This is a genomic window from Corynebacterium sp. (assembly GCF_022712275.1).
Classification (GTDB): domain Bacteria; phylum Actinomycetota; class Actinomycetes; order Mycobacteriales; family Mycobacteriaceae; genus Corynebacterium.
The window spans coordinates 55,297-78,173 of record NZ_JALAGU010000054.1; the positions used below are offsets into that span (position 1 = coordinate 55,297).

Annotated in this window: 21 protein-coding genes; 1 reads left to right on the forward strand and 20 read right to left on the reverse strand. The window is 67.1% G+C overall.

The features are described from left to right. Positions 1 to 4 precede the first annotated feature (4 nt). The 16 genes from nucS to rho all read right to left on the reverse strand — a co-directional run bounded on the left by nucS (position 5) and on the right by rho (position 15,291). On the reverse strand, positions 5 to 697 hold the full coding sequence (nucS, locus tag Q0A27_RS14175) for an endonuclease NucS (protein WP_291476392.1): 693 nt from the start codon (positions 695 to 697) through the stop codon (positions 5 to 7). Positions 698 to 733: 36 nt separating this feature from the next. Beyond that, positions 734 to 1,195: a DUF2550 domain-containing protein gene (locus tag Q0A27_RS14180; RefSeq protein ID WP_291476394.1), complete on the reverse strand. Its 462-nt coding sequence runs from the start codon at positions 1,193 to 1,195 to the stop codon at positions 734 to 736. Positions 1,196 to 1,444: 249 nt separating this feature from the next. After that, positions 1,445 to 1,822, reverse strand: a complete 378-nt coding sequence (locus Q0A27_RS14185) for a F0F1 ATP synthase subunit epsilon (RefSeq protein ID WP_291476396.1) — start codon at positions 1,820 to 1,822, stop codon at positions 1,445 to 1,447. A gap of 12 nt (positions 1,823 to 1,834) precedes the next feature. After that, a complete protein-coding gene (atpD, locus tag Q0A27_RS14190) occupies positions 1,835 to 3,283 on the reverse strand; it encodes a F0F1 ATP synthase subunit beta (RefSeq protein WP_291476398.1) in 1,449 nt (482 codons plus the stop codon). Between the two features lie 3 nt (positions 3,284 to 3,286). Further along, a complete protein-coding gene (locus tag Q0A27_RS14195) occupies positions 3,287 to 4,264 on the reverse strand; it encodes a F0F1 ATP synthase subunit gamma (protein WP_291476400.1) in 978 nt (325 codons plus the stop codon). A gap of 52 nt (positions 4,265 to 4,316) precedes the next feature. Next, a complete protein-coding gene (gene atpA, locus Q0A27_RS14200; RefSeq protein ID WP_291476402.1) occupies positions 4,317 to 5,951 on the reverse strand; it encodes a F0F1 ATP synthase subunit alpha in 1,635 nt (544 codons plus the stop codon). Between the two features lie 62 nt (positions 5,952 to 6,013). Then, entirely contained in the window at positions 6,014 to 6,832 is an 819-nt protein-coding gene (locus tag Q0A27_RS14205) for a F0F1 ATP synthase subunit delta (protein WP_291476404.1), read from the reverse strand. Positions 6,833 to 6,837: 5 nt separating this feature from the next. Beyond that, the gene (locus Q0A27_RS14210) at positions 6,838 to 7,404 is read right to left on the reverse strand and encodes a F0F1 ATP synthase subunit B (RefSeq protein ID WP_291476405.1); all 567 of its coding nucleotides are present in this window, start codon (positions 7,402 to 7,404) and stop codon (positions 6,838 to 6,840) included. 92 nt (positions 7,405 to 7,496) lie between these two features. Further along, on the reverse strand, positions 7,497 to 7,739 hold the full coding sequence (locus Q0A27_RS14215; RefSeq protein WP_291476407.1) for an ATP synthase F0 subunit C: 243 nt from the start codon (positions 7,737 to 7,739) through the stop codon (positions 7,497 to 7,499). 78 nt (positions 7,740 to 7,817) lie between these two features. Next, on the reverse strand, positions 7,818 to 8,642 hold the full coding sequence (atpB, locus tag Q0A27_RS14220) for a F0F1 ATP synthase subunit A (RefSeq protein ID WP_291476522.1): 825 nt from the start codon (positions 8,640 to 8,642) through the stop codon (positions 7,818 to 7,820). 341 nt (positions 8,643 to 8,983) lie between these two features. After that, positions 8,984 to 9,457: a hypothetical protein gene (locus Q0A27_RS14225; protein WP_291476409.1), complete on the reverse strand. Its 474-nt coding sequence runs from the start codon at positions 9,455 to 9,457 to the stop codon at positions 8,984 to 8,986. Positions 9,458 to 9,502: 45 nt separating this feature from the next. Continuing rightward, the gene (locus tag Q0A27_RS14230) at positions 9,503 to 10,693 is read right to left on the reverse strand and encodes an MraY family glycosyltransferase (RefSeq protein WP_291476411.1); all 1,191 of its coding nucleotides are present in this window, start codon (positions 10,691 to 10,693) and stop codon (positions 9,503 to 9,505) included. A gap of 7 nt (positions 10,694 to 10,700) precedes the next feature. Further along, entirely contained in the window at positions 10,701 to 11,357 is a 657-nt protein-coding gene (locus Q0A27_RS14235; RefSeq protein WP_291476413.1) for an L-threonylcarbamoyladenylate synthase, read from the reverse strand. Between the two features lie 50 nt (positions 11,358 to 11,407). Continuing rightward, positions 11,408 to 12,433: a HemK/PrmC family methyltransferase gene (locus tag Q0A27_RS14240; protein WP_291476415.1), complete on the reverse strand. Its 1,026-nt coding sequence runs from the start codon at positions 12,431 to 12,433 to the stop codon at positions 11,408 to 11,410. Further along, positions 12,426 to 13,502, reverse strand: a complete 1,077-nt coding sequence (gene prfA / locus Q0A27_RS14245) for a peptide chain release factor 1 (protein ID WP_291476524.1) — start codon at positions 13,500 to 13,502, stop codon at positions 12,426 to 12,428. Before prfA ends, Q0A27_RS14240 begins: the two co-directional genes overlap by 8 nt. Position 13,503: 1 nt before the next feature. Further along, positions 13,504 to 15,291: a transcription termination factor Rho gene (rho, locus tag Q0A27_RS14250; protein ID WP_291476417.1), complete on the reverse strand. Its 1,788-nt coding sequence runs from the start codon at positions 15,289 to 15,291 to the stop codon at positions 13,504 to 13,506. 348 nt (positions 15,292 to 15,639) lie between these two features. On the opposite strand from rho, the gene Q0A27_RS14255 reads away from it, so the two are divergent. After that, positions 15,640 to 17,409, forward strand: coding sequence for a long-chain fatty-acid--CoA ligase (locus Q0A27_RS14255; RefSeq protein WP_291476527.1), 1,770 nt, complete (start codon positions 15,640 to 15,642; stop codon positions 17,407 to 17,409). Here Q0A27_RS14255 and thrB read toward each other — a convergent pair whose 3' ends face one another. From thrB to argS, 4 genes are all read right to left on the reverse strand, one after another. Then, positions 17,410 to 18,360 (reverse strand): homoserine kinase, encoded by a 951-nt coding sequence (thrB, locus tag Q0A27_RS14260; protein ID WP_291476529.1) that lies wholly within the window; start codon positions 18,358 to 18,360, stop codon positions 17,410 to 17,412. It lies immediately after the preceding gene. Next, positions 18,357 to 19,679, reverse strand: coding sequence for a homoserine dehydrogenase (locus Q0A27_RS14265; protein WP_291476420.1), 1,323 nt, complete (start codon positions 19,677 to 19,679; stop codon positions 18,357 to 18,359). Before Q0A27_RS14265 ends, thrB begins: the two co-directional genes overlap by 4 nt. 87 nt (positions 19,680 to 19,766) lie before the next feature. Then, a complete protein-coding gene (lysA, locus tag Q0A27_RS14270; RefSeq protein ID WP_291476424.1) occupies positions 19,767 to 21,191 on the reverse strand; it encodes a diaminopimelate decarboxylase in 1,425 nt (474 codons plus the stop codon). A gap of 2 nt (positions 21,192 to 21,193) precedes the next feature. Beyond that, entirely contained in the window at positions 21,194 to 22,870 is a 1,677-nt protein-coding gene (argS, locus tag Q0A27_RS14275; RefSeq protein WP_291476426.1) for an arginine--tRNA ligase, read from the reverse strand. Positions 22,871 to 22,877: the final 7 nt, after the last annotated feature.

The following is a 22,877-nucleotide window of genomic DNA, read 5'->3' on the forward strand; positions in this document are numbered from 1 at the left end:
GGGATCAGAAGAGCCGGAGCTCGGTCGGGTCCGCGCCGCGCATCTCCTGGTAGTCCAGCGTGACGCAACGGAAGCCCCGGTCCTCGGCCAGGGTCCGGGCCTGTGGCTTGATCTCCTGGGCGGCGAAGACACCCTGGACCGGGGCCAGCAGTTCATCACGGTTGAGCAGCTCAACGTAGCGGGTGAGCTGCTCGACACCGTCGATGCCGCCGCGGCGCTTGATCTCCACGGCGACGGTGGCGCCCAGGTCGTCCCGGGAGAGGATGTCCACCGGGCCGATGGCGGTCGGGTACTCCCGGCGGATCAGTGTGTAGCCGTCACCGAGAATCTCGATCTGCTCGGCGAGCAGCTCCTGCAGGTGTGCCTCAACACCGTCCTTCACCAGACCGGGGTCCTCACCCAGCTCATGGGTGGTGTCCGAGTAGACCTCGAAGATCCGGATGGTGAGCTTCTCCCCCTTGGGATTCTGCACCGACCACTGCTCGACGACTCCGGCATCGGCCTGCTCCGCGGTCGGCTCCTCCTCACGCAGGGTGCACGGCGGGGTCATCCAGTTCAGCGGCTTGTAGGCACGGTCGTCGGCGTGGATACTCACCGACCCGTCCGCCTTGACCATCACGAGGCGGTCGGCCTCGGGCAGGTAAGCCTCGAGACGGCCTTCGTATTCCACGGAACAACGGCAGATCACCAGACGCATGGGTGACAGGCTAGCAGGCGTGCCCCGCGGACCGGATCAGGGCCGCTCGAGCCCGTGGCGACGGTCCACCCGGACCTGGGAACGCACCATCCGCGTCGAGGGGGCGGACTCCAGCCAGGCCACCAGGGCGGTGTCTCCGGCGTCGTCGATGGCGACCTCCCAGCCGGCGGTGCCGTCGGTCAGTGACAGCACATGGAGGTCGTCCTCCAGGAATGCCGCCTCACGGGAGGAGATGGGACGGCGTCCGGTGATCTCGGTGCCCTGCCGCGAGAAACTGAGGTCCGACTCCGGACGCAACGACCGTAGCTTGAAGACCTTCGCCTGCATCCCCCCGTAAACGAGAACCCCGTGGCGCCAGTGCCTGCCGTCGGGATTCGGCACGCTTCTGACCACCACGGGGATTCCGCGACTGCGCAGGGTGAGGAACCTGCCCCCTGCCAGGAGTGCCCCGAAGGCCACCACGCATACGGCCACGATGATGAGGATGGTCCAGAGCACCAGCCACGTCCCTTCGTCAGTGTCGTCACTGTCGTCACTAGTCGTCGTGCCCTGTCGACGGTTGTCATCCGTCCGCTCTCTGCAGGGCTTTTCGACGAGCATACCGGGGGTCGACGGGGCCACCAAAAGCTGTTGCCGGAGGGACGCGGGGGACACAGGGGGTGCTGCGAGAACGCCGACGGGCGGTTCCCCCGAAAATTCAGGGGAACCGCCCGTCGGTGGTGTCAGGCGCTACTACGGCGTCAGGAACTACTTCTCCTGCAACCGCTTCACGGCGCGCAGCTCGGAGACCGCAGTCTCACGCTCGAGCTCGGACGCCGAGGCGTCCTTCGCCCGGGCCTCGGCCTCGGAGGTGTTGACCTCGGAGGCCCAGACAGCGGAATCGGCGAGGATGGTGACCTTGGACGACGACACGGACAGGAAACCGCCCTGCACCGCCGCGACAAGCTTCTCACCCTCGGCCGTCCGGATGACGACCACGCCGTTCTCGACCAGCTGGCCGAGCAGCGGCTCGTGGCCGGGGAGCACGCCGATCTCGCCCTCGGTGGTCTGTGCGGTGACGGAGCTGGCCTTTCCGGACCAGAGCATCCGCTCGACAGACACGAGTTCAGTGGCAATCTCAGCCATGTGCGTGACCCCTTACTTTCCGGTGAGCTTCTGGTAGGCGGCCTCGACGTCGTCGAGTCCACCCAGACCGTCGAAGCACTTCTCCGGGTAGGCGTCGAACTCACCGTCGCAGATGCGCTCGAAGGCGTCGATCGTGTCGGCGAGCGGCACGAAGGAACCCGGGATATCGGTGAACTTCTGGGCCACGAAGAAGTTCTGGCCCAGGAAGCGCTCGATACGACGGGCACGCTGCACGACGATCTTGTCCTCCTCGGACAGCTCGTCCATACCCAGGATGGCGATGATGTCCTGCAGTTCCTTGTTCTTCTGCAGGATACCGATCACGCGCTGGGCGACAGCGTAGTGACGCTCGCCGACGATACCTGGCTCCAGGATGCGGGAGGTCGAGGTCAGCGGGTTCACCGCGGGGTAGATACCCTTCGAGGCGATCGCGCGGTCGAGCTCGGTTGTCGCATCCAGGTGGGCGAAGGTGGTCGCCGGGGCCGGGTCGGTGTAGTCGTCCGCAGGCACGTAGACGGCCTGCAGCGAGGTGATCGACCGGCCCTTGGTGGAGGTGATGCGCTCCTGGAGGACACCCATCTCGTCGGCCAGGGTCGGCTGGTAACCCACGGCGGAGGGCATGCGGCCCAGCAGCGTGGAGACCTCGGAACCGGCCTGGGTGAAACGGAAGATGTTGTCGATGAAGAGCAGCACGTCCTGGTTCTGGACATCGCGGAAGTACTCCGCCATGGTCAGACCCGACAGAGCGACGCGCATACGGACTCCCGGGGGCTCGTCCATCTGGCCGAAGACGAGGGCGGTGTCCTGGAGGACGCCCATCTCCTCCATCTCCAGACGGAGGTCAGTGCCCTCACGGGTGCGCTCACCGACACCGGCGAACACGGAGGTACCGGAGAACTCACGGGCGATACGGGTGATCATCTCCTGGATGAGCACGGTCTTGCCCACACCGGCGCCGCCGAACAGGCCGATCTTGCCGCCCTTGACGTACGGGGTCAGCAGGTCGATGACCTTGATGCCGGTCTCCATGAGCTCGGTGCGACCCTCGAGCTGGTCGAAGGCGGGGGCGTCACGGTGGATACCCCACTGCTCGCCGTCCCGGCCGAGGCCGGGCTCATCGAGGCAGTCGCCGAGTGCGTTGAAGACGTGGCCCTTGACGACGTCGCCGACCGGAACGGAGATCGGCTTGCCGGAGTCACGGACTTCCTGGCCGCGGACGAGGCCGTCGGTCGGGGCCATCGAGATGGCACGGACCACGTTGTCGCCGAGGTGCTGGGCAGTCTCGAGGGTGATGGTCTTGGCGACAGCTTCGAGCGCCACATCGACCTGCAGGGCGTTGTACAGTGCCGGCAGCTCGCCGCGCGGGAACTCCACGTCGACGACCGGGCCGATGACACGGACAACGCGCCCGGCAGCAGTCGATGCGGCGTCTTCACGCTGCACCTGAGTAGCTGTAGTCATTAGTTAGTCACTTTCTCCACTGTCGGACAGCGCGTCAACGCCACCGACAATCTCTGAGATTTCCTGGGTGATCTTCGCCTGGCGCAGCTGGTTGGCGACCCGGGAAAGGTCGTTGACCAGAGCGGTCGCGTTGTCGGTCGCGGCGGACATCGCGGTCCGTCGGGCCGCGGACTCACTGGCGGCGGACTCGAGCATGAGCGCGAAGATGCTGCGGGAGACGTACTGCGGAAGCAGTGCGGCCAGCAGGGTGTCCGGGTCGGGCTCGAAGTCGAAATCGGCGGACGCGGTGTCCGGACCGTTCGACAGGAGGTCCTCACCGGTGTTCACTTCGCCTTCGACGCGGGTCTCGATCGGCAGCATGCGGAAGGCCTGCGGGGTCTGGGTGAGCATCGACTCGAAGCGCGTGTAGACCACGTGCAGCTCGTCGAAGCCGGGGACACCCTCACCTTCCGGAGCGCTGACACCCTCACGGTACTGGGCCACACCGTCAGGTCCGGCGTTGAAGCCGTCGATGAGGTGGTGACGCAGCTGATGGGTCAGCTTGAACTCGGGATCCTGGGAGAACCCGGTCCATGCGCCGGCCAGCGGCTCGCTACGGAAGTTGAAGTAGTCCACGCCCTTCGAACCGGCGATGTAGAGGACGACGTCCTTACCCTCGTTCTGCAGCTTCTTGCGAAGCTCGACCGTGGTCTTCAGCACGTTGTGGTTGTAGCCGCCACACATGCCCCGGTCACTGGTGATGACGAGGATCGCGGCACGGCGTGCCTCGGCCTCGGTGTCCAGCATCGGGTGATCCAGGGAGGAGGCGGACGCCAGTCGCTGGATGACCCGCGTGATCTCGTCGGCGTAGGGCTGGGATGCGGTCACCCGAGCCTGTGCCTTCGTGATCTTCGAGGTCGCAATGAGCTCCTGCGCCTTGGTGATCTTCTTCGTCGAGTTGACCGACTTGATGCGGTCTCGCAGCTCGCGAAGTGTAGCCATCTTCCTACCTCCCTTCTTCGGTGTACTTGGACTTCTCGGTCATAGTCGCCGCCTACTTCTTGGCGGAGACGGTGATCTGGTGCTTGTCCAGGTCACCCTCGGCCAGGGCCTCGGGCTCCGGCTCGTTGACGACCGTGCTGCCGTCGGTGGTCTGGAAGCCCTTGGCGAACTCGGTGTTGGCGGCCTTGAGGGCCTCCTTCGCCTCGTCCGACAGCGGCGTGCCACCGGCGATACCGGCGTAGATGTCCGCGTGGTTGGCGTGCAGGTTCTCCCACAGCTCAGCCTCGTAGCGGCGGACGTCCTGCACCGGCACGTTGTCCAGCTCACCCTCACCGGCAAGGTAGATGGAGACCATCTGGTCCTCGACGGCCTGCGGCTCGGTCTCGTTCTGCTTCAGCAGCTCGACGAGACGCTCACCACGGTCCAGCTGGGCCTTGGAGTACTCGTCCAGGTCGGAGGCGAAGGTGGCGAAGGCCTCGAGATCGCGGTACGCGGCCAGGTCGAGACGGAGGTTACCGGCGACCTTCTTCATGCCCTTGGTCTGCGCGTCGCCGCCCACACGGGAGACGGACACACCGACGTTGATGGCCGGGCGGACGCCCTGGTTGAAGAGGTCGGACTCGAGGAAGACCTGACCGTCGGTGATGGAGATCACGTTGGTCGGGATGAAGGCTCCCACGTCGTTGGCCTTGGTCTCGATGATCGGCAGGGCCGTCATGGAACCGGCGCCGTACTCGTCGGACAGCTTCGCCGCACGCTCCAGCAGACGGGAGTGCAGGTAGAAGACGTCACCCGGGTAGGCCTCGCGTCCCGGCGGACGACGCAGCAGCAGGGAGATCGCACGGTAGGCCTCGGCCTGCTTGGTGAGGTCGTCGAAGATGATCAGGACGTGCTCGCCCTGGTACATCCAGTGCTGGCCCAGGGCGGCACCCGCGAAGGGTGCCAGCCACTTGAAGCCGGCGGAGTCGGAGGCCGGCGCCGCGACGATCGTGGTGTACTCCAGCGCACCCTGGTCCTCGAGGGTCTTGCGGACCGACGCGATGGTCGAGCCCTTCTGACCGATCGCGACGTAGATGCAGCGGACCTGCTTGGTCTTGTCGCCGGTGGCCCAGTTCTCACGCTGGTTCAGGATGGTGTCGATGCAGACGGAGGTCTTGCCCGTCTTGCGGTCGCCGATGATCAGCTGGCGCTGACCGCGACCGATCGGGGTCATCGCGTCGATGGCCTTGATGCCGGTCTGCATCGGCTCGTGGACCGGCTGGCGCTGCAGCACGGAGGGCGCCTGGAGTTCCAGGACGCGGTCCTCCTCGGCCTCGATGGTGCCCAGGCCGTCAATCGGCTGGCCCAGGGGATTGATAACTCGACCGAGGAACTTGTCCCCGACCGGAATGGACAGGACCTCGCCGGTCCGCTTGACCTCGTCGCCCTCCTTGAGGGTCTCGAAGTTACCCAGGACCACGACGCCGACAGAGTCGGTGTCGAGGTTCTGCGCGACGCCGATAACGCCGCCCGGGAACTCAAGCAGCTCATTGGTCATCACGGAAGGCATGCCCGAAACCTGGGCAATGCCGTCCGCAGCCATGGTGACCACGCCGACCTCCTCACGGGAGGCCTCCGCGGAAGTGCTCGAGGTGTAGTTCGCAATCGCACTACGGATCTCATCGGAGGAGATCGTCAGCTCCGCCATGTTCTTCCTGCTCTCGGTTTGTCTTCCAGCTTCTTACGTTGAATATTCTGTCGATCCAGGCTCTACGCGAGATTGCGACGGAGCTTGTTCAGCCGACCGGCCGTGCTCCCGTCGATGATCTCGTCGCCGACCCGGATGACCGCTCCACCGAGGAGGCTGGTGTCAACCTCGGAATGGACGGACATCGCGGAACCGTAGATCTTCTCCAGCTTCTGCCCGAGGGCCTCCGACTGGGCGTCGGACAGGGGCGAGACGGAGCGCACGCGGGCGACCGTCTTCCCGTCCAGGGCGGCTGCGAAATCGCAGACCGCGTCAAGTCCTTCGACCGGACGGTCGCCAAGTCGGCTGACCACCTGAAGCGCAAGCGCCTCGGTGACGGAGCTGACCTTGCCGTAGAGGACCTTCGCGAACAGGTCGCGACGGCTGTCCGCGGACGCGAGACGGTCGGCCAGCAGCATTTCCAGCTGCGGCTCCTTCTCGAGCAGGCGGGCGAGCTGGTAGAGCTCGCTGCCGACGCGATCCTTCTGTCCCTGGGCACCGGCGGCACGCAGCAGGGCGCGGCGGCCCAGCTCGACCAGGCCGTTACGCAGGTCACGGGTGTTCGACCAGGTGGCACGGACCGCGGCGGAGACAAGCTCCAGGGCGGTACCGGACACCTTGCCGGACAGCAGGCTCTCGGCCAGCTGGACACGACGGTCGTCCGGGATGGTCTGGTCAACCAGGGCCATGCGCAGGGTCCGGTCTCCGTCGAGGAGCTCGGCGACCTCGAAGAGGTCTGCACCGGTCTGAGCGCCGAGGCCGGCGGCCTCGGTTGACCCGGTCAGGGCGCTGTCCAGGCTCGCGGACAGCTGGTCCAGGGTTGCTCGGCTCGCTGCGTGCACGGGCGTCACTTCCCCGAACCGACGCTGTCGAGACCAGCGAGGAAGGAGTCGATGGTTCCGGACTTCTTGGTGCTGTCGGCCAGGTCCTCACCGAGCAACTGCTCGGCCAGGTTGATGGACGCGGCACCGAGATCCTTGCGCAGGTCGGAGACGACGGCGTCGCGCTGCGCGAGCAGAGCCTTCTCGCCGTCGGCGGCCTTGCGCTTGACCTCGGCCTCAGCCTTGGCGTTCGCCTCGGCGATGATCTTCTGACCCTGGGCACGGGCGTCGTCCCGGATCTGGGATGCCTCGGTACGGGCCTCGGCGAGCTGGGAGTTGTACTTCTCCAGCGCGGCCTTGGCCTCTTCCTGTGCTGCCTCGGCACGCTGAATGCCACCCTCGATCTGCTCCTCACGCTCGGCGAGGACCCTCTTGAAGGTCGGAAGAACGAACTTCCAGAACAGCACGAAGATGATGATGAAGCAGATCAGGGACCAGACGATGTCGTAGCCCGCAGGCATCAGCGGGTTAGGGTTGTCGGTCCACTGCTGTGGATCGTCATCCCCTGCCGCCAGAATGAAGTAGTTCGTCATAGTCTCAGCTTTCGCTCTTGTGCGTGGTGATGTGTATCAGATGCCTGCCTGTTCCCGGTGGGATTCCCACCGGGACCGGCGGGCGCCACACACTAGAACAGGAAGCCGGCGACCAGGCCGATGAGGGCGAGGGCCTCGGTGAAGGCGATACCCAGGAACATGGTGGTGCGCAGCTGGCCGGCCATCTCGGGCTGGCGGGCCATGGCCTCGGCGGTCTTGCCGGCGACGATACCGATACCGATACCGGGGCCGATCGCAGCGAGACCGTAACCGATGGCACCGAGGCCGGTGACCTCGGAGGAGGTGTCCTGGGCCAGGATGAGCAGCTCGTTCATTGTGTTTCCGTTCCTTTTCGTGAATCCGTACCGGGGCTGTGTAGTTGTTGTGCCCGGTACCGGGGTCAGGGATTGTGCTTAGTGCTCGTCCGCGTGCAGCGAGAGCTCGATGTAGACCGCCGCCAGCAGGCTGAAGATGTACGCCTGGAGGAAGATGATCAGCATCTCGAAGAGCATGAACGCCAGGCCGAAGGCCAGGGTTCCCGCCGAGAGGACGGTCCAGCCGTTCATCTGCCAGAAGAAGAAGTTCGTGGCAGAGAAGAGCAGGACGAGGATGATGTGACCCGCCAGCATGTTGGCCATCAGACGGATGGTCAGCGTGACCGGGCGGAGGACGAAGGTGGAGAAGAATTCGATCGGCACCACGAGAATGTGGAGCGCCGGGGGCAGGTTCGGAATGACCAGCGAGGACTTCATGAACTTGCCGAAGCCGTAACGCTTGACACCCGCGTAGATCATCGCGATGTACGCCACGGCCGCCAGCACGATCGGCATGCCGATCCTGGCGTTGGGCGAGACATTGAGGAACGGGATCACGGACGGGATGTTCCCGACCAGGACCACGAAGAAGATGGTGGCGATGACCGGCAGGAACCGGCGCCCCTCCTTCTTCCCCAGGATGTCTTCTGCGATGTGGATCCGGACGAAGTCGAGGAGGTACTCCCCGAGATTCTGGATGCCACGGGGGACCAGCTTGGGCTTGCGCATCGCGATAACGAAGAACACGACCAGCAGGAGGATCATCAGCAGACGGATGAGCATCAGTCGGTCGAGTGCGAAGAAACCGTTCGCGAAATCGTAGAACCAGAGACCTTCCCGGCCGGGAACGTCTTCGGTAGGTGCCTTGTCTCCACCCGGGAAGAATTCGTGCCCCATTGAGGGTGTGTGGAATTCACCCTCCAGGGCCAAGGTTGTAACGCTCAGCGTTCTCTCCCGAGTTTGAGCCGCGTGACCTGTGCGTCAGGCGGTGCGATGGAGGTCGTCAGGTGGTACCCGGTCACCGTGGACTCCGTCGCACATCCGCACGATGCCGGGGGCGTAGATCCAGGACTGTTCCTGACCGCGCAGACGCGCCAGGCCAGTCGCCTGATTACCCGCACTGAACAATAGCAGCCCCGTTGCTCACACGCGAACGGGCACCCCCTGCGTCCCCCACCTGCGGTTTAGGGGGAGGTCGGCCCCAGTCCCGCACTCCCCCGTTCGAATAACCGGTACCCCCGGAAACGTCCCCCGACCCGGCTTTTTCAGCCCACGTTGGTCGTCGTGGTCCGCAGGATCCCCAGCGTCTCCGTCGCGAGGCCCACCACCATCGCGAGAATGATCGTCACCCCCAGGGCCGTGGTGTCGTAGAAGTCGTAGCCCTTGAGCACGCCCAGGATCACGAGCACCACGACGATCTTGAGGATCCAGCTGCCGAGGATCACGATCAGCGTGTTCTGCGGCGTCGTATTCGCGGTGAGCAGCACCACCCCGACGGTCGCCAGGACGAAACCGCCGCCGACGGCCGCACCGATGAGCACGCCCCAGATGCCCTCGATGTCCCGGACACTCCCCCACACCATCAGCGAGATGACGGTGAGCACGGCGACCCCGATGCCACCGAGCCTGGCCGCCCGCAGCAGCGGACGCCGGTGGTCGGCGATGTCGCCGTCCTCGGAGACGTTGATGTCAGGGAGCTCGGTGGGGTCGGTGATGGGGTCCTGGTTCTGGTCAGTCACCCGCCCAGGGTATCCCGCCTGCCACCGCGCACCGCAATCGGTGCCCTATCCCCGGTCCGGCACCACGTCCCTGCGCCGGTTGCGCATCAGCGGTACCCAGGTAACCATTCCCACGACGAGGAACGCCAGCAGGAAGATCACCAGGGCGACCATCGGCGGGAGCACCGTCGCCCCGACAGCGCCGAGGGCGACGACCCCGACCCATGAGTAGAGCACCAGCACGACCTGTCGTTGGCCGTGGCCGAGCCGCAGCAACCGGTGGTGCAGGTGCTTCTTGTCCGGGGCGAAGGGACTCTTACCGGCAGCCATTCGACGGCAGACGGCGAGCACCAGGTCCAGCAGCGGGATGAACAGGGCGGCGAGCACCACCAGAAGCGGGGACAGCAGAGCGACCACGTCCGCGGTGCCGTAGAGGGACATGGTGATCCGGCCCGAGGCCGAGACACAACCCGCCGCCAGCAGCAGGCCGATGAGCATGGAGCCGGAGTCCCCCATGAAGATCCGGGCCGGGGCGAAGTTGTGCGGCAGGAAGCCTGCGCAGACTCCGACCAGCACCGTGGAGATAATCGCGGGCGGGTAGGCACTCACCGTGCCGCCCTGGTCGTGCAGGATCGTCAGCGAGTAGATGAGCAGCGTCCCGCCGCCGATCATTCCCAGCCCCGCCGCCAGCCCGTCGAGACCGTCGACGAAGTTCATGGCGTTGATGATCGCGACCGTCAGCACCGCAGTCAGGATCGTGGACTGGACCTGGTCGAGAACCAGGGTGGTCCCGCCGTCGCCCCACGGGACCCAGATGAGGTACCAGCTCAGCCCCGCCAGACTCATCACGACCGCACCGACCACCTGCCCGCCGAGTTTGATCACCCAGGAGATGTCGTAGAGGTCGTCGATGATGCCGACGACCACGATGACCGCCGCGGCGAACAACACGGCCATCATATCCGGTGTCACCGGCGGGAATCCCCGGTTGAGCGCGGGAAGCTGACCGGCGGTGGCGATCGCGACGACCAGACCGGTGAACATCGCCACCCCGCCGAGCCGCGGCGTCGGCACCGTGTGGACGTCACGGGCGCGTGGGGCGCTCATCGATCCGAAACGGACCATGAGCATCCGGGCGATGCCGGTGGTGAGGTATGTGGTGACACAACCGATGAGCAGCACAAGTGCCAGCTCCCGGAAGGGAATGCCTACGCCGGCGTTGCCGGACGCGGCGAGAACCATCGTCACCTCACCCATCCGCATCTCACCCCTTGGTCAGGGACTCTTCGGAGACGCCGAGGACCTCGGCCACCCGGGCAGCCTCGATCGCCCCCTGGCGCAGGATGCGGGGCCGGTGACCGGAGAGGTCGATGATCGTCGAGGAGGTGCCGATGGTGGCCGGACCGCCGTCGAGGTAGACCGAGACCGAGTCCCCCAGCTGCTCACGTGCCTGGGCCGCGGACAGTGCCGAGGGCTGACCGTGGACGTTGGCGCTCGACAGTGCCATCGGCCCGGTCTGCTGAAGCAGTTCGATCGCCACCGGGTGCAGCGGCATGCGCAGGGCGACGGTGCCGCGGGTGTCACCCAGGTTCCAGGGAAGGCTCGGGGCCTGGTGCGTGACGATGGTCAGTCCCCCGGGCCAGAAGGCCTCGACGAGTGCCTTCATCCGGGCGTCGGCGTCCCTCACCAGGCCGGTGACCGTGTCCCAGGAGCCGACGACGACCGGGGTCGGGTAATCCGGACCGCGGTGTTTGGCCGCGAGCAAGGCCGCGACGGCGTCATTGTCGAAGGCATCTGCGCCGATGCCGTAGACCGTGTCGGTCGGCATGACGATGAGGCGACCACCCTTGACGGCGGCGAGCGCGGCGGCGAGGCCGGCCTCGTGGCCCTCGGGTCGTGTGCAGTCATAGGTCTGCGACACTCTGGTGCTCCTTGGGGGAAGTGACGGTAGGTAAGGGTCTTTCAGATGATTCACTGTAGCCGGTCCGGCTCAGCGCCGCGGTCACCGGGATCACGGCGTACCGTGCCGGTGACGAACCGGTCACGACCGGCGTAGTCACGGTGCTGTACCGGATCGACGATACCGGCATCCGCCAGCAGTTCCCGGACCTGCGGCCCGGTGGCACCATCGTGCTCGACGGCAATCTCCGCGTGCGGGGCACAGGCCATGGCGATGATCGGTGCCAGCGGGCGCATGAGCTCCAGGCCGTCGGCGCCGGAGTAGACCGCCTCATGAGGGTCCGCCCCGACCTCCGGATCGGCCGCGGCAACATGCTCATCGTGGTCGCCTTCGGGGACGTAGGGCGGGTTCGACAGCACGAGGTCCGCACCGGCGACCAGGCCGAGTCCGGTGACCAGTGCGGCATCCGCGACGTCCCCGCGGTGGAACCCGACGGCGATCCGGGCGTCGATGTCTCCCCTGGCCCGCCAGTCGGCGAGGTTGCGCCCGGCGTAGTCCAGCGCGGTCGGCGAGAGCTCGATGCCGATGATCCGCAGGTCGAGACGGTCAGCCAGTCCGGCACGGGTCAGCAGGTGGGCGAGCCCGAGGCTGATCGTGCCGGGCCCGGAGCAGAAGTCCACCACGGTGAACCGCGGCGGAACCAGCGACGCACGCAACGGTGAACTACGGCGTCGCTGCTCCCAGTCGACCACCCGGGACGCCGCCCAGTCGATGAGCAGGTCGGTCTCCGGCCGGGGGATGAACACCCCTGGTCCGACAGCGAGGTCGAGACCCACCACCGGCGCGGTACCGAGGATGAACTGCAGCGGTTCACGGGCGGCCCGACGTTCCACCAGGGACATGTAGGACGCCGGGACCGGGTCTCCCCCACGCAGGACGAGATCCATCGGGGTGACCGTGGAGCCGGAGTCGGCGGTCAACGCTGCAGCCATGAGCTCGCGGGCGTCATGGGCCGCCGACGGCACCCTGGTGTCGGTCAGGATCTTCACCGCCGAGCGCAGCGCGGCCGAGACGGTCTGTGGACCGGTCTCAGTCATCGGCCTCGAGCCGTGCGGTACGGTCGGCGTCGTGCAGCGCACCGAACAGTGCCTCCAGATCACCGTCGAGGACGGCGTCGAGGTTGTTGGCCTTGTAGCCGATGCGGTGGTCGGAGACGCGGGACTCCGGGAAGTTGTAGGTCCGGATGCGCTCCGAGCGGTCCATCGTGCGGATCTGCGCGGCGCGGCCCTCCGCGGCGGCGGCGTCCGCCTCCTCCTCCTTCATCTGCTGGAGGCGGGCGGCGAGCACCTGCATGGCGCGGGCCTTGTTCTGGATCTGCGAGCGTTCCTTCTGACAGGTCACCACGATGCCGGTGGGCAGGTGGGTGATGCGCACGGCGGAGTCCGTCGTATTCACTCCCTGACCGCCCTTACCGGAGGACCGGTAGACGTCGACGCGCAGGTCCTTGTCATCGATCTCGACGTCCTCGACCTCGTCGGGTTCCGGGTAGACCAGCACGCCGGCGGCGGAGGTCTGGATGCGTCCCTGCGACTCGGTCACGGGGATACGCTGCACCCGGTGGACGCCGCCCTCGAACTTGAAGACGCTCCACGCGCCGTCGCGGGTCGGCTGCTTCGACCGGATCGACATGGTGAGGTCTTTGACGCCACCCAGATCGGTCTCGTTGGTGTCCAGCACCTCACAGGTGAAACCGTGCTTCTCCGCATAGCGCTGGTACATGCGCACCAGCTCGCCGGCGAACAGCGCGGCCTCTTCTCCGCCGGCACCGGACTTGACCTCCATGACCACGTCATCGGAGTCATGGGGGTCACGCGGGGCCAGCAGGTCGGTCAGCTTCTCCTCGAGCTCCGGGATCTCCGCGGCGAGGCGGTCTGCCTCGGCAGCGAACTCGGCGTCTTCGGAGGCCATCTCCGCGGCGACCTGGTGGTCCTCGCGGGCCTGGGTGAGTCGGTTGTACGTCTGGATGACCGGCTGGAGCTCACTGAACCGCTTGGCGACGCGACGGGCGGCCGCGGCGTCATTGTGCAGCTCCGGGTCGGAGAGCTGCATCTCAAGGCCCTGGTACTCCGAGAGGATGTCGTCGACCTTGGACGGCGAACCTGCCAGATCACTCATCGTCGTCACCTGCCAGCGGAGCGGAGGACGCGATCTGCATCATGAACTCGCCGTTCGTCCTGGTCTTGCGCAGCTGCTTGATCATCAGGTCGATGGCCGCCTGCGGATCCAGCGCGGAGAGGATGCGGCGCAGCTTGTGCATGAGCCGTGCCTCCTCCGGACCGAGCAGGAGGTCGTCCTTGCGGGTGCCGGAGGGGTTGACGTCCACGGCCGGGAAGAGGCGCCGCTCGGCGATCTTGCGGTCCAGCTTGAGCTCCGCGTTACCGGTGCCCTTGAACTCCTCGAAGATGACCGTGTCACCGGCGGAACCGGTCTCCACCATGGCGGTGGCGATGATGGTCAGGGAGCCTCCGTTCTCGATGTTGCGCGCGGCACCGAGGAAGCGCTTCGGCGGGTAGAGGGCGTTGGAGTCCACACCACCGGACAGGATGCGTCCGGATGCCGGGGAGGAGTTGTTGTAGGCACGGCCTAGACGCGTGATCGAGTCCAGCAGGACGACGACATCCTGGCCCTGCTCCACCAGACGCTTCGCACGCTCGATGGCGAGCTCAGCGACAGCGGTGTGCTCGTTCGGCGGACGGTCGAAGGTCGAGGCGATGACCTCGCCCTTCACCGAACGCTGCATGTCGGTGACCTCCTCGGGACGCTCGTCGACGAGGACGACCATGAGGTGGCACTCGGGGTTGTTGACCGCGATCGCATTGGCGATGTCCTGCAGGATCGTCGTCTTGCCGGCCTTCGGCGGAGAGACGATGAGGGCGCGCTGGCCCTTACCGATCGGCATGATGAGATCGATGACGCGGGTGGTCAGGATCTTCGGGGTGGTCTCCAGACGCAGCCGCTGGTTCGGGTACAGCGGAGTGAGCTTGTGGAAGCTCGGACGCTTGGCGGCGTCCTCCGGGCTGAGACCGTTGACCGTGTCCACGCTGTGCAGCTGGGTGTACTTGCCGCGGTTGCGGTTGCGGCCCTGACCGTTGTTCGCGGTCTGCTGCTTGCCCGGGCGGATGGTGCCGGTGATCGCGTCACCGTGGCGCATGCCGAACCTCCGGACCATCTGGATCGGGACGTAGATGTCGGTGGAACCGGCGTGGTAGCCGGTGGTGCGGATGAAGGCGGTGTTCGCGTCGACGAAGTCGAGGATGCCGGCGACGGGGGTCGGCGGCTCACCCTGGTTGTTCTGGTTGCCGCCCTGGTTACCGCTGTCCTGGTTGCTGCGGTTGCGGTTGCGCTCGCGGCGGGAATTGCGCTCGGAGCGTCCACCACCCTGCTGGTTCCCCTGGCGGTTGTCCTGGCGTGCGCCCCGGCCATCCTGCTGGTCAGCGTCCCCCTGGTTGTTCTGCTGCCCCTGGTTGCCCTGGTTGTTCTGCCGGTCGTCGCCACGGCCACGGTTACGACGGTTACGACGGTTACGGCGACTGCGGCGTCCCCCGCCCTCGCCGTCCTGCTGGTCGTTGCGATCGTTCCGGTCGTTTCGGTCGCTGTGCTCGTTCCGGTCGGTGCTCTCGGTACGGTTCTCAGACACGGTGTCGCCCCGGTCAGCCTTCTCTGTGGTCGTCGGAGCGGCCTGTTCCGGCGCCTTCTCCGGTGCGGTCGTCTTCTTCGCCCCCGCGGTACGGCCCCCGCCGAAACCCGCGGAACTGATGGCGTCGATGAGCTCGCCCTTGCGCAGACCCGAGGTGCCACGCAGGCCCTGGGAGGCGGCGATCTGCTTCAGCTCCGTCAGCTTGAGGCTGGCGAGTCCGTCGTTCTGTGCCCTGGAGACGATGTCAGGCAAAGTCACAGGTGTCCTTTCGGTCCACCCCCCGGAAACGGACGGCCACGGTCATGGACGGCACTGTCGTGCTGCGCGGGGCCGGGATTGTCTGACCTGGCCGGGACACGGCAGGAGACCGGGGGGCGACGTGCTCTCGTTGAGTCGTCGGATTGTGAGGTGCGGAGACCGGGGTCGACGTCGTCCGGACGGACCGCGAGGCGGCTCGTCAGGCGGACCCGGGAATCCTGATGACCGGGCACTGCACGACCGGATGTGGCGGTCTGTGGTGGCAGTGATCGATTCTCGGACGCGATGTTACCACCCTCAGGCGGTCCCACCGCCAATCAAGGCACCGGCATGCCTATCCTGGAGACCATGGAGGACCACTCGCACGACGCACCGTCCACGCCGTCACCCGCACCCGTCGCATCAACGATGCAGGTGTTCCCGTTTTCCCTCGCCCGTATCCTGGAGTACGGTCGTAAGGTCCACGCCGCCTCGACAGTGACCACCTACCGTGGAATGAGTTCCGAGCAGTGCACCTTCGCCGCACTCGGATCACGCGCCGCCGCCTTCGCCCATGCCCTGCACGACCTGGTGGGCACCGGTATCGGAGAACGGGTCGGCACCATGATGCCGAACACCGCCGAGCACCTGGAGGTGCTCTTCGGCGCAGGGTCGATGGGTGCGGTGTTCCAGCCGCTCAACCCTTTCCTCATGCCCGACCAGATCGCCCACGTCATCAACCACGCCGACGACCGGGTCATCGTCCTGGACCCCGACCTGGCCGACGTGCTGCTGCCGCTGCTGCCCGACTGCCACGGCGTCCACACCCTCATCGTCACCGGCGACGCTGAGGAAGTGCAGGCTGTCGACACCGCCACCCCCGACCGCATCCGGGTGCTCGGCTACGAGGCCTGTCTCGACGGTCGCCCCACCCGCTACGACTGGCCCGAACTGCCGGAGACCGCCCCGGTCGCCATGTGCTACTCCACCGGCACCACCGGGGCACCCAAGGGCGTGGTCTACTCCCACCGGTCGGTGTGGACCCACGCCATGAGCATCCGTTCCGTCGACTCTCTGGCGGTACGCAACGGTGAACGGTTCCTGTGCTGCGTCCCCGTCTTCCACGTCCTGAGCTGGGGTGTACCGATTGCCGCGATGATGGCCGGCACCCGGCTGGTCATGCCCGGCGGAGACTCCTCCCCCGACCACCTCGCCTACGTCATCGCCGACGCCATGCCGTTACGCGCCCACGGGGCCCCGACCGTGTGGACGCAGCTCATCGTCCACTACGAGAAGAACCCGCCCGAGAAGATGAGCCTGCGGGAGATCATCTCCGGTGGTTCGACCGTTCCCCCGGCACTCATCGCCGCCTGGGAGGAGCGCTACGGCGTGGACATGACGCACACCTGGGGTATGACGGAGACCGGCCCGGTCGGTACCGTCGCGCGCCCTCCCGCCGGTGTCGGTGGTGCCGCCCGCCAGAACTACCGGGAGAGCCAGGGCCGGTTCCCGGTCGGTATGCTGTACCGGGTGGTCGACGAGGACGGCGTCCCGCTGACCGCCAACGACCGGTCCACCGGAGAGATCCAGGTCAAGGGCAACTACGTCACCGGGTCGTACTATCACTCCCCCGCGGAAGACACCGAAGGGCCTGTGGCCACCTTCCGCGGCGATCCCGTCGAGGACGCCACGGACCGCTTCACCGACGACGGCTGGCTGCGCACCGGGGATGTCGGCACCATCACCCGCGACGGCTTCCTCACCGTCCACGACCGGCAGACCGACATCATCCGCTCCGGCGGTGAGTGGATCTACTCCGCCACCCTGGAGAACCTGGTCATGGCCTCGACGCTCGTGGCCGAGGCTGCGGTCATCGGCATGCCTGACCCGGACTGGGGTGAGCGCCCGCTCGCGGTGGTGGTCGTCGTCCCCGGTACCCCGACGACGAGGGAGACCGCCGAAGCGATCTCGGAGACGGTCGCGGCCCGCGCGCCGCGCTGGATGGTGCCGGAGTACTGGACCTTCGTCGACACTCTCGACCACACCTCGGTGGGCAAGTTCGACAAGAAGGACATGCGCACCCGCCTGCGCCGCGGCGAGTTCCAGATCATCCGGCTGCCCCGGGGCGACGAAGTCTGATCAGTTGGTGACCTCGACGGTCGCGCGACCGCCGGCGCGGGTCTCCAGGACCCGCAGCCCCCGGGACCGGGCCTCGTCGAGCAGAGCCGGGTCGACCGGCTCGGTGGAGAGCACCATCACGGTCGGGCCGGCACCTGAGAGGAACGCCGGGTAACCCAGGTTGCGCAGCCGGTTGACCCACTCGGACGACACCGGCAGCACCTCTGCCCGGTAGGGCTGGTGGAGCCGGTCGCGGGTGGCCTCCCACAGCAGCTCCGGCTGGCGGGACAGTGCCACCGGCAGCAGGGCTGCCCGGGACACGTTGAACCGGGCGTCCACGTGGGAGACGTCGCTGGGCAGGACGCGGCGCACCGCCTCGGTGGAGGCGTGGAAGTCCGGGATCAGGGCGGTGGCCAGCACCGACCCGGCCACCGGCACGCCGACGGCGCGGTACTCGGGCGCACTGCGACCGTCGACCGGGATATTGGTCCAGGAGATCACGCCGCCGCCGAGCACGCTGGCTGCGGCATTGTCCGGGTGGCCCTCGAAGGACGCCGCGAGCTGGATCACCGTGTCATCGTCGAGCGCACCGGAGGGACGCTCCGGTGTCGGATCACCGGCCAGTCCGGATGCGGCGACCACACCGGCCACCGCTGCGGCTGCCGAGGAACCTAGACCGCGGGAGTGCGGGATGACGTTGTGGCAGGTGATCTTCAGGCCACGGACGGTCGCACCGGCCTCACGCAGACCGGCGCGCACCGCACGGACGACGAGGTGACGCTCGTCGAGCGGGACCTCCCCCTCCCCCTCGCCGTGGACAATGACCTCGAGACCGGAGTCGGTGGCCTCGACCTCGACGACGTCGGTGAAGTCGACGGCCAGACCGAGGGTGTCGAAACCTGGCCCCAGGTTCGCCGAGGAGGCGGGAACGGTGACCTTGACGGCACGCCCCACAGCGACGTCGGACATCAGTTACCTTCCATCCGGATGACGCTACGGACATTCTTGACCGCCTCGAGCTGCACGAGCGCGTCCACGGTCGCCTCGAGCGCCTGCTCGGTGGCGTGGTGGGTGATGACGACGAGACGGGCGCCGTCGACGTTCTCCTCCTGACGGACGGTCTTGATGGACACACCGTGGGCGGCGAAGGTCGAGGCTGCCTCGGCGAGGACGCCGGGACGGTCCTGGACGGTCATGTCGACGTGGTAGCGGGTCCGCACCGCACCGAAGTCGGCGATCGGCAGGTTGGCGTAGGTCGACATGCCCGGGGCACGACCACCGTGGACGACATTGCGGGCGGCGGCGACCACGTCACCGAGGACGGCGGAGGCGGTGGGGGCACCGCCGGCACCGTTGCCGTAGAACATCAGTCGACCGGCGTGCTCGGCGACGACGAAGATCGCGTTGAAGGACTCGGAGACCGTCGCCAGCGGGTGGGACAGCGGCACCAGAGCCGGGTAGACGCGCGCGGAAATCGACTCGTCACCGGTCTCCTCGTCAACCAGTCGCTCACAGATGCCGAGCAACTTGATCGTGCAGCCGGCCGCCTTGGCCGCGGCAATGTCGTCGGCGGTGATGTTGCGGATGCCCTCGCAGTGCACATCGTCGAAGCCCACCGGCGAGTGGAAGGCGAGGGAGGCGAGGATGGCGGCCTTCGAGGCGGCGTCGTAGCCGTCGACGTCGGCGGAGGGGTCGGCCTCGGCGTAGCCCAGCTCGGTGGCCTCGGCAAGCATCACGTCGTAGGACGCACCTCGCTTGTCCATCGCGTCGAGGATGAAGTTCGTGGTGCCGTTGAGGATGCCCATCACGGCGTTGACCTTGTCACCGGCCAGGGAGCGACGCAGCGGGCCGACGACCGGGATGGCGGCGGCGACGGCGGCCTCGAAGAAGAGATCGGCACCGGAGGCGTCTGCTGCGTCCGCCAGTTCCAGGGCGTGGGCGGCGACGAGGGCCTTGTTCGCGGTGACGACGGACTTGCCGGCGTTCAGTGCGGACATGACGATCGTACGCGGGTAGTCGATACCACCGATGACCTCGATGACGAGGTCGATGTCGTCGCGCTTGACCAGGCCGAGGGCGTCGTCGGTGAGCAGGGCGGGGTCCACGCCCTCGCGCGGCTTGGACAGGTCGGAGACGGCGACGCCGCGGACCTCGAGCCGACCACCGATACGGGCGGTGAAGTCTTCCTCCGCCTCGCCGAGAATGCGCAGCACCTCGCGGCCGACAGTTCCCATACCGAGCAGGGCGACGCCGACGGTCGGGGTGGTGGATTCCGTGTTCAGTTCAGCCATAGTCTCTTCCCGTTGTCTCTTCCCGTGGATTGTGGTTGCGGGTGTGCGGAATGGTGGAGTTACTCGGACCCGATCATAAACGACGTCTCACCGGGGAGTTTTTTCGAGGTCGATGTTCTCCAGGGCGAGGACGTCGGCGACGCTCTCCCGCCGGATCATGACGCGGGACTGTCCGTCGCCGACGATGACGACCGGCGGACGGGTCAGCATGTTGTAACGCGAGGCCATCATGTAGCAGTACGCGCCGGTGGCGGGCACCGCGAGAATGTCACCGGCGGCGATGTCGTCGGGCATCAGTGCATCATTGATGAGGATGTCACCGGACTCACAGTGGCTGCCCACGACGCGGGTGTGGACCAGCGTTCCGGTGGCATGGCGGTTGGCCAGGCGGCAGTCATACTCGGCCTGGTAGAGGGCCGGACGGATGTTGTCGCTCATACCTCCGTCGACCGAGAGATACCGGCGGACCGTGTCATCGGAGGTGTGGACGTCCTTGACGGTGCCGACGCGGTAGAGGGTCACGGTCGAGGGGCCCGCGATCGCCCGGCCCGGCTCGACGTTGAGCAGCGGAGCGTCGAGACCACGCTCAGCTGCGGTCTGCCGGACCCGGCGCAGCAGGTCGGACGCCACGGTCTCGACGTCGAGCTCCTCCTGGTCGGGGGTGTACGCGATGCCGTAGCCGCCGCCGAGGTCGAGGGTGTCCAGGGCAGCGGCCTCGTCGGACTCCTCCCCCAGCTCGTCGATGAGGCGGGCCCACAGGCCCAGCAGCCGGTCAGCGGCGAGACCGAAACCGTCGGCCTCGAAGACCTGGGAGCCGACGTGGCAGTGCAGGCCGCGCAGCCGCATGCCCTCGGCGTCCACCACGGCGAGGCAGGCCCGCTCAGCGGAGCCGGAGGCCAGCGAGAATCCGAACTTCTGGTCCTCATGGCTGGTGGCGATGAACTCATGGGTGTCGACGTGCACACCGGGCTTGACACGGACGAGGACGTCCTGGGTCACGCCGTGGTCGGCGGCGACCGTCGCGAGCCGTCCGATCTCCTCGACGGAGTCGATGACGATGAGCTCCACACCGGCGCGCACGGCGACGGTGAGGAAGTCCGCGGACTTGTTGTTGCCGTGCACCGTGATGCGGTCGGCCGGGAATCCGGCGGTCAGCGCGATTTCCAGTTCACCCTGGCTGGCGACGTCGAGGGCCAGGCCTTCTTCAGCGACCCAGCGGGCGACGGTGACGGACAGGAAGGCCTTCGAGGCGTAGTGGACGTGCTCGCCACCGCCGAACGCGGCGGCGAGGCGACGGCAGCGCCCCCGGAAGTCCGCCTCGTCCATGACGAAGACGGGGGTCCCGTACTCACCGACGAGATCGGTGACCGGGACGCCGCCCAGCTCGATCTCGCCGTCCTTCCGGACCCGGGTGTTCGTGGGGAACACGTGGGACGGGAGGGTGTTGAAGTTCTCCAGGGTCGCCGTGCGCTGACGCAGCGGGACCTGGGGCAGGTGCACCTCGGGATCCACGGTCACATCCTTTCAGGGGCGGAGACGCCGACCATGCGCAGAGCGTTGGCCAGGGTCACCCGGGTTGCCTTGGCCAGGGCGAGACGGGCGAGGAAGACCGGGGCGATGTCATCACCGGTGGCATCGTCACCCTTGGGCAGGATCTGGCAGGAATCGTAGAACCGGTGGAAGGTTCCGGCGAGCTGCTCAGCGTAGCGGGCGACGCGGTGCGGCTCACGCAGCTCCGCGGCCGTGGCCAGGACGTCCGGGAACTCGCCCAGGGTGCGGATGAGGTCACCCTCGCGGTCGTGGGTGAGGGTGCCGAGGTCCAGGGTGGAGAGGTCCTCCGGCAGGCTGACACCGTTGTCTGCGGCCTTACGGGCCAGGGAGCACAGCCGGGCGTGGCCGTACTGGACGTAGAAGACCGGGTTGTCACTGGTCTGGCTGGTCCACAGGTCCATGTCGATGTCCAGGGAGGAGTCGACGGAAGAACGGATGAGGGCGTACCGGGCGGCGTCCACACCGATGGCCTCGACAAGATCGTCGAGGGTGATGACGGTACCGGCACGCTTGGACATCCGGACGGCCTTGCCGTCGCGGACGAGGTTGACCATCTGACCGATGAGGACCTCGACCTGTTCCGGGTTGTAGCCCAGAGCTGCGGCTGCGGCCTTGAGGCGGGCGATGTAGCCGTGGTGGTCGGCACCGAGCATGTAGATGCACAGGTCGTGACCGCGGTCGATCTTGTCGGCGATGTAGGCGATGTCGCCGGCGATGTAGGCGGCATTGCCGTCGGACTTGATGACGACACGGTCCTTGTCGTCCCCGAAGTTGGAGCTGCGCAGCCACCAGGCGCCCTCGGCCTGGTAAAGGTTGCCGTTGTCCTTGAGGGTCTGGATGGCCTTGTCCACGGCGCCGGACTCGAACAGGGCGTTCTCGTGGAAGAAGACGTCGAACTCGGTACCGAACTCGGCGAGGGTCCGCTTGATGTGGGCGAACATGAGGTCCACACCCTGGGCGCGGAAGATCTCCTGGATCTCCTCGTCGGAGTGGTCCGCCCAGTCCGGGGTTGCTTCGATGACCTGGGCGGCGATATCGGCGATGTAGTCTCCGCCGTAGCCGTCCTCCGGGGCAGGCCCGCCCTTGGCCGCGGCGACGAGCGACCGCGCGAAACGGTCGATCTGGGTGCCGTGGTCGTTGAAGTAGTACTCGCGGGTGACCTGCGCGCCGCGGGCGGCGAGGACGCGACCGAGTGAGTCGCCCACGGCGGCCCACCGGGTACCGCCGAGGTGGATCGGGCCGGTCGGGTTGGCGGAGACGAACTCCAGGTTGATGCGCTGGCCTGCGTAGTCGTCACCGGTGCCGTAGGCGTCGCCGGCGGAGAGGATGTCGGTGACGAGGCGTCCCTGCGCGTCCGCGGCGAGGCGGATGTTGATGAAGCCCGGGCCGGCGACGGTCGCTTCGTCAATGCCGTCGGCGGCGGCGAGGGCCTCTGCCAGCCAGGTGCCGAGTTCGCGGGGGTTGGTGCCGGCCTTCTTCGCGGTCTGCAGCGCGATGTTGGTCGCGTAGTCACCGTGCTCCGGATTGCGCGGTCGCTCAACGACTGCCTGGTCCGGGACGACGGCAGGGTCGAAGCCGTGGTCGGTGAGCACGGTGCGCGCAGCACCGGAGATGAGGACGGAAAGATCAGCAGGAGTCACAGTGGAC